The sequence below is a fragment of the Burkholderia pyrrocinia genome, assembly GCF_022809715.1.
GTDB lineage: Bacteria > Pseudomonadota > Gammaproteobacteria > Burkholderiales > Burkholderiaceae > Burkholderia > Burkholderia pyrrocinia_C.
Window position 1 is genome coordinate 2,205,814 of the sequence record NZ_CP094460.1, and the last position, 11,123, is coordinate 2,216,936.

Here is an 11,123-nt window from a genome sequence, read left to right on the forward strand (position 1 = left end):
ATTGCGAATCCTGACGAGCTGGTTGGTAGCTAGCGGAGATCGGAGGATGCCACCTACGATTGCCGTGTAGGTGGGGAATCTGCGAGAGAGAAAAGCAGCGCCGCGTGCGTATGGACCTTAATCAACACGGCGCGCCGGGGCGGCTTATTTCTTTGGTTTGGACTTGTTCGATGCGGGACCCTTGCGCTGTGCTAGGTCAGATGCTGCGACCTCCTTTTCCTTCTTTGTCGACTTCGGATCACGCAAGATCTTGCCCGCGTCCGATGCGGCTTTCTTTCCCGTTGCCATGGTCACCTCTCGTTGTGGTGGAACCCTGAGTATCAGGGCAAAATAATCGTATTAACTTGCGTGGCAAACTTCAAGGGGTATATCTTCCACCTCGTCTAGGACCATTTGAAATGAGTAACGATGCTTCGTATTGGCAGAATTTTGCAGGCCCGGTTGCGGCAGCACTTATCACCTCTACCCTGACGTTGGGGGGATAGGTTGGCAACTGAGTCGTCAGGAAGCGCATGCTGAGCGCGTGCGTTTTATCGATGGTGCACAGGCTACCGCGCAGGAGACAAGTCGATTGTTGAACGATGGCTACAATGAACTAGCCAAAATGACCATTGCCTCACACAACAAGGGCTGGAAGGAGTTTTCGGCGTCGTCTTGGGCAGACTATATGGCATTCCACCGGCGCTGGCGTGAACAACTGATCGTTGAACACTTCAAGCTGGTCCGATATTTCGGGAAGCATATGGCTGACGACCTGATTCACGTCGATGAGATTGATCTTCATCCGGTGAGCAACCTTTCATCTCCTAATCCATGTATGCCTTCTGGTGGAAAAGGTGATCTCGACATTGCCAAACTGGCGTATGTCACCGAGTGCACGACACGCATGGCAGCTGTCACGCAAGATGTTATCGATGACGGAATTACGCACAAGACCGACGATGGCATCATAAGTTCCATTCAAGAGCATAGCAGACAAGAGAACTTTGAATCTCAGCTCATAGAGGACTACGAAAAATCGACTGTGCGGTACCTTCGGGTGCTTGACGACACGTTGACGCAGCTTGGCGATCCTCAGGTCACGGTAGTGACACGGGGCTCTGGGGCTTGATTCATTGAAATAATTTTGTCTGAAGAGAGATGCATGAGCTCCTATAGCACGGCGTCATTCGCAAAGGAGCAGCAAGGTATCCGACGCTGCCGTGGCACGCGGCTCTACACGGACGTGGCCCACATCGACTTGTCGAACGCAAATGCAAGTGGACGTGTGGGGCCCCATTCGCGTTTCGCAAGCCCTAGATCGATCGGTCCGAGGAAAAGTGCAAGGTTCCAACCACCGCGATGGACGGTACTCCTGTAGGCAATTCCGTCCAGCGCTCCGGCTTTAAACGAATGATCACGCATGAACTCAGTAACAACCTGTGATGGCAGGTAGTCAATATGTACCTGCTCGTCCCGCGCGACCGGCTTCATGATGTCGTCGGCAAAGTCATGTAGGAATTTGAGCGTCAGGGCTGGTGCGCGTGCGGAATCGGAAAACACACCAGGCACGGGGGGGAGGCAGCGAAGATCCAGAATCCGTATCGGGCGCGCCGTGCGCCAGCGTCCTACCTTTGCTTGTTCCGTGCGAGTTTCTTTTAGAGCGGTCACCTGCGACGATGCGAGATATAGCATCGGGATACCGGCAGGATTCATGCGATTGCTTTGACGAGCGAGGTGGGCTGGAGGTGGCCCAAAATTTGATGCCCCGACGCGCTGCCCCTTCTGAAGATCTGGCCGAGCACGCCAAAATCCCAATCCGGGAGGAATCTCCGTTATCAAGCCGAGGTCTTCACTCGCATGAGCGATGCTATTCAACAGTGATGCAGGGGTGAGCGAGTCTTGGTCGTCCCTACCACTGGCGTGAAAAAAGAACCTCCGTTCGTGCTTTACTGTCGAGCAAAACGATTCCCAACTGCTCCACAACGCATGGTCAAGGTCAAGTGCGCCGACATCGAAGTCGCACCAAGGTTCATCAGTCATGGCGCCCGCAATAGCCGAGTTCAGCCTGCCGCTATAGTCTCGAGGAAAATCCAACCCGACCTTGGCGAGCATGTCCCACGAATCCCAGTGCTCCCCTAAATATCCCCCTTCCGCTGAACAATATCCAAGTTGATCGACTGCTCTGCCATAGTAACGCCTAAGGCATTCCTCGATGCGATTCACAATTTTGTGGAACTCCCCTGTTGGGGAGTCAAACTTGTTGCAGACGCAGCAGCCACGGGGACCATCTTGGTTCCGAACCCAAGCACGCAAGTCATGATCAGAGAAGCAAGAGGAGCAAACGCGATCCAGGCTCATGGGTAGATTGATAAATGCGGAATGACTGATCGGAAGTTTTTGGAGGGGCAGTACGCCGTCATCGTATCTCACGATGCCACGAGTACCTAGCTGACCTAGGCAATCGAGGACGTCGTGGGGGGAAGAAACTTGCACAATCGCCCAATTACAGAGGCAACTGATTGACGCTGATAGGCTGTCTGTACGGGGACGGCTCAAAGGAGGAGCCGTCTCCGGGAGTGGCCATTCGCGACATGTACCCAAGTAGCCGCTTGCGGCTGGCACCTGCCGGTCGCGACTGGCGGAAACTGCCCCCGGAGCAGAGACTACATGTTTTCGGTGCGTCGACAGATTAAAATGAATTTCGGCATTTGTCTTCTCTGAAACGACAGAGGTTCTAAGCTCATGGTTAGCGAACGGGATTACCAGCGGACGGTGGAAGTCGGCCAGCGCAACCAGGAAGTTAAGGTTCTTATCCAGAACTGGTGTGGTCACGCGAGGATCGAAAAAACCGGCGGCACGGGGATGATTGAAGCCGCTACCGGCTTTCCGATCGGCCACCACTCAATGGCCTGTGACCACGCCCCTGCTGGCGGAATCGCAACGTGGTATCTCGAGGAGGCGGCGCTTGCGTTCTACGATCGAAACTGTGTAAATTGCACCGTTAGGCAACCATTGCGTTTCCCCAATCTTGTGGAACTCGTGGGCCGCCGAGATCAGATGGTGGCTGCCATGGCGGCCGATCAAGAGCGGCAAGAAAGAAAGCTGCGCGATGAACTCGATGCCCGCCAGAAAGTGCGCGTTGCACTTCAGACTAATGCGGCAGTACCCGTTGTTTCCTTGATTGAAGATCTGCAGGCACTGGATCAAACTCGTACGGAGTCAGCGTCCGAGAAGATCATTGCGACGGCTCGTCTCGCGCCCGAGGTGTTTGCCGACGACGTCGTCGACTACCTCTTCCATCTGATTGAATCGAACGAGTCGTGGGCGATCGAAACGGCACTGAGCTGTCTCCAGATAGTATCCCAGGACCACAAGCGGCTCGTTGCTTGCGCGATGCAATGTCTTTCGAGGGAGCGCAATATCGCGATTGCTGCACAAGTCTTGCTGGCACACCTTGATTTGGTTGATGCTTCCCAAGCGGAAGCGGCCGTTAAGAGCTTGTGCTTGCTGGCTGCGCCGCCACGTCACGACTTCGATTTTTCCGAACCCGAGAAACGCCCCGAGGCGCTGCAAGCTTTAGCGTCTAGATTTCCCGCAGCTGTGGAAAGGGCGCTAGATGGTCTGATTGCTAGTCAATCGAGTTTTGTGGTCAAGGCCGCGGCGAGAGCAATTCCGCTCGCATATGGTTGCAATGCCTATCCATTAAGTTTGGTTCGCAGCCTTGCTGCAAAACTCGCTCGAGTCGATTCTTTGATCGATATCGACTCAGACTCGGAAATGCGCGAAGTCGTGCACGCGCTGGAGCGCGCGCTTGTCTATGCCATGCTGGCAGACGATCAAGAGGTCGACGCATTGCTCGTAAACTACTATCAAGGAGCTTCTTCTGCCGGAGAAGAGCGGATCGCCGGCGTTTACTCCACGTTGTTGAGATTGCCGGGCAATCGCTTTGAATCTGTCGATGTGATTCCCGATCTCAGGCCTTACGGGATAGCGCTACGCCGCCTCTTGACATGGGTTACAACGACGCAGAATCCCGATGTATTGCAGGAGACTCACGAAGCCTTGCGACACTTTCCGGAGCAGCTAACTCAGGTCGCATGCGATCAAATGGAACTCCTGCTGGGAACGGCTGCGTTGTTGGATCAGGCGCTCGCGGACGTCACCAATCCTCCGGTGCAGGTGTCTTCTGGCGAAGCGAGCGCTTTCCTCGCGCAGATGGACCGCCGTAACAGACGACAGCAATTGGCTTGTCTGCGTTCGGCCATTCTGGAATGGGCGAGTAGCGCGGCGGCCGAAAGTACAGTTATCGCGGCGAAATTCATCGGCTTTATCGCTAGCGACGTACAGTGGCCGGAGCAGTTCCGTAGCGCACTCATACGGGCCTTGCCGCCGTTGATGCATACAGCGGCATCGACGAATGCTGTGCTCCCGTTCCTGTATGGCGCAATGGTCGGGGAGTCTGCGTTGGTGAGAATGGCGGCCGCGCAGACATTGCGGGAGCTACGTCACTTGAGCATGACCGATCTTCCGTCCCTTGTGCACGATGCATTTCTGTTGCTGTTGTCCGACCCGATCATCGGTGTTCATCAGTCTGCCGCTGAGGCACTTGAGCGCATTTCCTTTCCAGAGGAATACGAAGATCGAATTACCGAGCAGGTCATGGCGATTTTCATGGCGTATGCTCAGGGTGACCGCGAACATGATTCGTTTCTTGTGACTTGTATCGAGCTCCTAGTCGGCCGCTTGCATGAGAAGCCACGCTTCGCTGGGGTATGGGGACCCGTCTTTGTTGCAACCTTGATGAAGGTCGACGTAGCGATCGTGCTACGACGCGGTCACTCGTGGATGTTGACGCGACTAGTACCGATAAAGGGCTTTCCTGATCTCCTTCTCAAGCTCTTGCGGTCGGAGGAGCGTTACGACACCTATGACGATCAATTGGTTTCGTTACTGCGTGAACTGCCCAAAGACCATTTGCTCGGCATGCAGGCGGCCCTAGTAACCTTGTGCGAGCAGCGCTCCGACGATTGGGTATTGGCCGCGGCCTGTATCGAGGTTTTTAGCGTAGTCGGTGCTTGGGATGTTGCCGCGAAGATTGCAGGCCACTCCCATGACATATTGCCTGATTCAACTCGGATGCTGATACGTAAACAATACGCGCAGTTATCGATGCTTGGGATAGAGTTCGAGCGACACCTTGCGACAGGAAACCATGCAGATGCTCTCGAATGCGCTAGCCAATGGCGGCAGACGTTTGAGGGCGTGAAGCGCAACAGAGGCGAAGAATGAGGCCAAATTTGACCCGCCCCGACGTGCGTTCGCCACGCTTGAACGCCGCGGAAGCGTTGCTGCGGTTCCCAGAGAATGCAAAGACGGAAGATTTGAATGCACTGGCCGGCGAGCTAGACTCGATTTCGGCGTCTTTTGCCAATCCAGCCGCTGCTGTCGCATACGCGGCGTTTGCGGGGTTGTTGCGCATTTCGGCAAGCATAGTCCAATGGCACGATGCTGTTTTGACGGCGCTACCAGACGCTGACCGCTTCTTACGAAGCGCGAAGGCACGCTACCCACTTTGGCTGAAGGAATATGAGAGCCAGGTGGCGGCTGCTAGTCTGGTCCAAGCCAGCAAAGCACTGCTTGACGTATCTAGTTTGGATGATGCCGTGAAGCTTCTCAACGCAGTTGGTGCTATACCTCTGCCGCTCGGCATGTTTGCCCAAGACATCCGTTTTACAGGGAAGATGCGCGACCCGCACTTCGATAAGCGGCCGGGGGCCGAGCCGCTCACGGTAGCATTTCTGAAGTTCCAGATTGACTTGATCGACGCGCAGCACACCCATCAGCTTACGCCTGGAGAAGTTCACGATCTGGAGTTGGAAGTCCGCGTCACGCGGTGGCCAGAGGAGCATAGTGAACTGCAACTTACACCGGTTTCTGTGGAGCCCGCCTCAACGTACGAATTCCCAAGTTTTCGTTTTTCCCGTCCGCCGGGTGATCCGCCATACGTCTTACGTCAGCGAGGTCGCGCCATTCTGAAGGTGTCGCAAGGTCTCCATGCGAGGCCGTTCGAATTCAAGTACGCAGCGGAGTTTTTGCCACCGAAGTCGGAGCAGCCGGTTGCGATTGTGGGACACCGTACGCTGCTTATTGATGGCACAGATCCATCGCGTTCTATGTGCGGATACCCTGCAATGGACCGGCGCCTCGTCGAGTTTCGCGAAGCGTTACGCAGAGTGCCGGGCATTGCGCAGCCGGAGTTGCTTGACCTGCTAACTATCCTCTCGGCGGTGTTCAATCTTGCCGGCAGTGCGGTTCAAGACGCGCTGTTCCCCGGCATGCGGTCTGAGGCTGAGTTCCAACAGGATGTTCGTGCCGCATTGCGACGCAGCGCATCCATCGGGATCGAACTGGACGAACATGCCAACGCAGCGGGTGGTGCCACTGATTTGTCGTTCCGCGGAATCCCCATCGAGTTGAAGGTTGAGAAATCGGCGCTTTTCGCTCTAGAGGATGGCCGACGCTTTACTCGTCAAACAGCATCCTATGCAATGGCGAAGGGAAAAAAGACTGCGGTGCTCTGTGTGCTGGATTGCAGCCCAAAGAACGGGCCGCCACGTGACCCTGCGCAGTTGGTGGGCCTTCAATCTGTGGAAAATGGTGTTGAGGTCTGCGTACTGATCATCCAGGGAAATTTGCAGAAGCCGAGTGCGCTCTCGCGCGGTCCGAGGTGCCAATAATATGCAGAGTCAGAAAGCACTCGAGGATATCCGTTCAATGGAATCAAGACGCAAGACAGTGGGCGTCGTCGCGCCTGCAGGTGTGCCCGATCCGCAAGGAATCGAGCGCGGCATCGCGCTCGTCGAAAGCTGGGGCTTCAAGGTCACGACGAGCGCACATCTCGGCAGCCGGTATCGCTATTTCGCCGGTACCGCCGAGGAGCGCGCGGACGATCTGCGACGCGCCTTGATGGATCCGTCAATCGATATCGTCTGGCTCGCGCGAGGGGGATTCGGTTGCGCGCATCTGCTCGAGCACCTGCCCGACGAGATCGCGACGCCGAAGACGATCATCGGTTTTTCCGACGCGACGTCGCTGTTCTGCGCGCTTGCAGACCGGCCCGGCGTGCGCTTGTTGCACGGTCCGACATTCCACAGCCTGGCAACCAAGGTCGACGACGCGACGCGTGCCGACATGCGCGCAGTGCTGACCGGTGGCAAACGCGCCCCGCTGAGCCTGCGGCATTTGTCCGGCGCCCCTGGTGCGGTACAGGGACGTCTGTGCGGCGGCAACGTGACGGTGCTCGCGAGCGTCGCGGGTACACGCTGGTCGCTTCGCTCACGCGATGCGATCGTACTGCTGGAGGACGTGACGGAATTCGGCTACCGGCTCGACCGCAGCCTGACGCAACTGCGTCTGAGCGGCGCGTTCGACGGGGCCCGCGCGTTCGTGCTCGGGCAATTCACGCGCTGCCCGATCCCGGACGGTGCGGATTTCACGCTCGAGCAGATGCTTGTCGACGTGCTGGGCGGCTTCGGCCTGCCGATCTACTCGGGTCTGCCGATCGGACATGAACACCGCAACATCACTTGGCAATACGGCAACCAGGCCGCCATCGAGAACAGCGCGATCCGGTTCGTCGCGTAGCGTCGAATCTAGAAGGACAGGAGCTGCCGCCTGTATTCAGGGGGCCTCTCGATTCCGCCAACACCTGGCCAACTGGCACACGCACGCGTGCAGTGCGATATCCGATGATGAAAGGATCCTCTGGGGCTGCTGGCAGCGCACTTGATGCTCGAACAACGAGACGGTTCCTAACAATAAGAAGATCTCGGCAAAAAGTGACGTGTCAGGATTACGGCTTAGCTTTTGTATCAACTGCCACAATCGACACAGCCCCTCTCACAACCACGAGTTTCTCTCGCGGCGTCACCACTTTCTCGGCCGTTGGCGCAGGCTTTCTGGTCGATGAAGTCGAGCCCGACCGCGCGGTCGCGACGCCGACACGGACCTCGCCCGGCTTCGTCGTGCCGAGCGAGCCACTTCGACGGGTGTTAGTAATCATTGCTGTACCCCACATTGCGGTGAATGAAGTCAGGCTCGTTGAGCATCTTCAGTCGATTATTCCGTGTTATGACACCAATATGGGTCCTGCCCCCGACTGTTGCCACACCTCTTACGAACTTGGCCCTTCCTGACTGGAGATTAACCAAATACGAGACCAAGTCAATCGCATCCTGCATCGGTGAATTCGCGAAGTCGATGTCGAGTCGGAACTCGTCGTCTGGTAACGTGATGGCGGGCCTTGCTACGAACTCCGTATCAATCTCGTCCGGGAGTCTGTCGAGGCCTGCGGTATCGATGAGCTGCGCAACGATCTGCGCGGTCTTCGCCTTCGATTCCTCATAAAAGCGGTCGATTGTATCGCTAACCGCTAGCATGATCCTTGATCTCAGCTGGCTGTCTATGCCAAACAGCAGTCTTTCGACGCCGTCTGCCTGTCCGGCCCAGCTGAGGCCACTCTTTCCGTCCCCATAAATTAGCGTGCAGGTATTGTCCTTCACCTTGATACGGAAGGTGGAGGGAAATGCGGACGTTGCGTCATATCCGCCGACGAGGAACTCAAGCTCGGGTTGATACCCCAGAGGCAGTGAGTACGCTTCCATGTCGCGCTCATACAGCTGACGCATGTGATGAAGAAAGGCTTCAGCTACACCCGCTACGGTTTCTGCGGCATCTCCACGACTGAGGAAGTCCTCGGCACGAGAGTGAATGGTGGACCCGGCCAAGGTTGCCAAACCAGATGTGACTGCGGCTGCTTCTACCCCGCCGTGAGAGATGGAGAACATCTTCGTTACGCCGCCAAACGCGTTCGTGACAACGGGTTGAAGGCCATCGAGTGGAAATCTTGCGGTCACCAAGCCGTTTTCGTCGAGGACCGGTGCGCCGTCGGCATCGCGTTCAATGAATTCCCATGGGCTCAAGAGGTAATCGGTCGTGCTACTTAGACTATCGCAACCGAAAATGACAGCTTCGCTCGTTGCGAGCGCGATATTGATCGTCATTCGCTTCCCCTTCTTTCTTGTTCGATGGAAGGCGTCGTCGCGGTTGTTGGCGGAGTTACATGCCGTTAGCTCATGGCAGCGCGAGTGTAGCACCGCCCCAGTCCGTGAAATATTTTATCGACGTATTGTCGGCTCCCCCGGTGGGAACAGGGACGTATCCAGCCGGGTACCGCAGAAACGACAATGCCTGCTAGTTGAGCGGGCACACGGGGAGGTGGGGCGGGAACAAACCGCGGAACAACGTCCAGACCGGTAAGCCCCGCTCCCTGTTTTCCTTCACCGAACCTGATCGGCTACATCACAAGAGTAGCTGGCGTTTTGCTGGCTCGCAATGCATGCCTGCGGCCTTACCGAATAAATTTGCGTCGAGACTGATTGGAGTACTTATCGGAAGCAAATAGAAAAATTGACGTAGTCAGTCGAAGCGCGTGCCACGCTGATGAATTGGCAAGAGCAGTCCCGCGCGGCTCAAGACAGCACCGCAGTGCGCAGTCGAGTCGCGAAGAATACAGGTTGATCGGTGCGCACGTGATCCACTCACGAGCGCGCCGAGGCGATCATCGATAAACCCAACGTGACCAGAAGCGCTGCGCATCGTGGCGAGATGCGCGGCAAAGTAGGAGAAGGATCACTTTACGGTGTATGCGTTTGTAGGTATTCGGAGATCAGTGACATTCGGCTTCGCAGTTGACACATCAGAGGGATGCACAACGGCAACGGGCAGCATTTGATAGTAAAAGACCCATTCCGAATAGCTCTTCTTCCCTGCGAATGCTTCGAATGGCGGGAGAAACCTATCAACCTTGATCGGGCGCCGATCGGATGCACTACTGATTCCCATGATCTCACCGTTGGGCGTTGTAACAAGTATCCAGTCGGATTTCCCGGTTAAGGGGTCGATGTAGATCTGCCGCAGATGCCGAACGACGGTCGGAAAACGTGTGTCTTTCATCAAGGCCTGCAGAGACACGGGATAAGGGGCGCCACCGGGAGGCGTCGCTTCGTAGTAGCTTTTAAGAGCGGCCCGGAACTGGGCGCCTACGAAAAGCAACTCGTCCTCCGCAATCCGTCTCTGCACGATCGAACCTAGAGCTGCTGTAGCGGCCGAGACAATTCCGACAATCGCGACAAAAATCAACAGTCCTAGGTATGTGAAACCTGTTGCTCGCGTCCGCGGGCGTTTGCTAGTAGTCGGCATACCTCGCTCCACTCTTGTCGCTACCTTGCGCAGTGCTTTTTACGTCGTAGACCTTTCCCTGGTCTGGGTCATCAGGCGGCAAAATCTTCCACTCGGCAGTCGGACCGGCAATGGGATCGATGGGCACCGCGCGTAGATATTTCTTGTCCACCAGTTGCGTAAGGCTGTCAGGGTAATGGCCCGTGTCTCCGTAGTATTTATCGATGGTCTCGCGCATGACCCGCAGGTCTTCTCTCAAAACGGCTTCCTTGGCCGTTTCGACACTCTGGAAGTACTTCGGTATCGCGAGCGTGAGGAGCATGGCCACGATTGCCATGACGACCAACAGTTCGATAAGCGTGAATCCATTCGTTCTGCAGAGGACGCACGATCTCGACGCCCCTGAAGAGAGATCGGGGTCACTACCACCGGCGATACGGGATACCGTTAAGGCCAACGACCGGAGATTTTGAAAAGACGTCGTAGACATCGTCCCCCTCCTGCGGGTCCGTTGCATCGCTCGCGTAGCTGCGTTTTCCCCATGTATCAGCGTCACCGACGGCTTCGTCGGCACAAAAGGGATCACGCGGGATACGTCGCAAGAAATAGATCTTTGATTTCCGAGGGTCCCGGACATCCTCGACGCCGTCGACTAGCACATCGAGATTTCTCGGATAGCCAGTACTGTCGGCGGCCTTTTCAATGCGTCCGTGGTCCGCTGCATCCTTGTAGGCATCAATCCCCGTGCGAATTTCGCGTAGGTCCCGCCGCAGCTCGAATTCTTTCACACGTTGGACCGACACCTGCGCTGTCGGCAACGCAATGCTAGCCAACACGGCGAGTATGGCCAACGTGATGAGGAGTTCGATGAGCGTGAATCCGGCCAGATTGCGTCTCATAAG

Annotated in this window: 9 protein-coding genes; 4 read left to right on the forward strand and 5 right to left on the reverse strand. The window is 56.3% G+C overall.

Annotated features, from left to right (window positions below; translation table 11 throughout):
- Positions 1 to 418 precede the first annotated feature (418 nt).
- Entirely contained in the window at positions 419 to 1,111 is a 693-nt protein-coding gene (locus MRS60_RS26785) for a hypothetical protein (protein WP_243565877.1), read from the forward strand.
- Positions 1,112 to 1,215: 104 nt separating this feature from the next.
- On the opposite strand, the gene MRS60_RS26790 is transcribed toward MRS60_RS26785, so the two are convergent.
- Positions 1,216 to 2,340 carry a HEPN-associated N-terminal domain-containing protein gene (locus MRS60_RS26790; RefSeq protein ID WP_243566826.1) on the reverse strand — a complete coding sequence of 375 codons (1,125 nt, stop codon included), beginning with the start codon at positions 2,338 to 2,340 and terminating at the stop codon, positions 1,216 to 1,218.
- A gap of 384 nt (positions 2,341 to 2,724) precedes the next feature.
- On the opposite strand from MRS60_RS26790, the gene MRS60_RS26795 reads away from it, so the two are divergent.
- The 3 genes from MRS60_RS26795 to MRS60_RS26805 are packed head-to-tail and all read left to right on the forward strand — an operon-like array spanning position 2,725 to position 7,626.
- Entirely contained in the window at positions 2,725 to 5,271 is a 2,547-nt protein-coding gene (locus MRS60_RS26795; protein WP_243565878.1) for a hypothetical protein, read from the forward strand.
- An 8-nt stretch (positions 5,272 to 5,279) separates the two neighbouring features.
- Complete coding sequence (locus MRS60_RS26800) at positions 5,280 to 6,719, forward strand: hypothetical protein (protein ID WP_243565879.1); 1,440 nt, start codon at positions 5,280 to 5,282, stop codon at positions 6,717 to 6,719.
- A 37-nt stretch (positions 6,720 to 6,756) separates the two neighbouring features.
- Positions 6,757 to 7,626, forward strand: coding sequence for a S66 peptidase family protein (locus tag MRS60_RS26805; protein WP_243565880.1), 870 nt, complete (start codon positions 6,757 to 6,759; stop codon positions 7,624 to 7,626).
- A 407-nt stretch (positions 7,627 to 8,033) separates the two neighbouring features.
- Here MRS60_RS26805 and MRS60_RS26810 read toward each other — a convergent pair whose 3' ends face one another.
- The 4 genes from MRS60_RS26810 to MRS60_RS26825 all read right to left on the reverse strand — a co-directional run bounded on the left by MRS60_RS26810 (position 8,034) and on the right by MRS60_RS26825 (position 11,120).
- Entirely contained in the window at positions 8,034 to 9,044 is a 1,011-nt protein-coding gene (locus MRS60_RS26810; protein ID WP_243565881.1) for a hypothetical protein, read from the reverse strand.
- Between the two features lie 628 nt (positions 9,045 to 9,672).
- Positions 9,673 to 10,242 carry a type II secretion system protein gene (locus MRS60_RS26815; protein WP_243565882.1) on the reverse strand — a complete coding sequence of 190 codons (570 nt, stop codon included), beginning with the start codon at positions 10,240 to 10,242 and terminating at the stop codon, positions 9,673 to 9,675.
- Entirely contained in the window at positions 10,229 to 10,657 is a 429-nt protein-coding gene (locus tag MRS60_RS26820; protein ID WP_432207853.1) for a type II secretion system protein, read from the reverse strand. Before MRS60_RS26820 ends, MRS60_RS26815 begins: the two co-directional genes overlap by 14 nt.
- Positions 10,644 to 11,120 carry a type II secretion system protein gene (locus MRS60_RS26825; protein ID WP_243565884.1) on the reverse strand — a complete coding sequence of 159 codons (477 nt, stop codon included), beginning with the start codon at positions 11,118 to 11,120 and terminating at the stop codon, positions 10,644 to 10,646. The genes MRS60_RS26820 and MRS60_RS26825 overlap by 14 nt, the downstream gene beginning before the upstream one ends.
- Between the last annotated feature and the right edge of the window lie 3 nt (positions 11,121 to 11,123).

Coding starts and splice junctions, on each gene's coding strand:
- MRS60_RS26815 (WP_243565882.1), bottom strand. CDS start 10,242: ATGCCGACTACTAGCAAACGCCCGCGGACGCGAGCAACAGGTTTCACA.
- MRS60_RS26790 (WP_243566826.1), bottom strand. CDS start 2,340: ATGAGCCTGGATCGCGTTTGCTCCTCTTGCTTCTCTGATCATGACTTG.
- MRS60_RS26795 (WP_243565878.1), top strand. CDS start 2,725: ATGGTTAGCGAACGGGATTACCAGCGGACGGTGGAAGTCGGCCAGCGC.
- MRS60_RS26805 (WP_243565880.1), top strand. CDS start 6,757: ATGGAATCAAGACGCAAGACAGTGGGCGTCGTCGCGCCTGCAGGTGTG.
- MRS60_RS26825 (WP_243565884.1), bottom strand. CDS start 11,120: ATGAGACGCAATCTGGCCGGATTCACGCTCATCGAACTCCTCATCACG.
- MRS60_RS26810 (WP_243565881.1), bottom strand. CDS start 9,044: ATGACGATCAATATCGCGCTCGCAACGAGCGAAGCTGTCATTTTCGGT.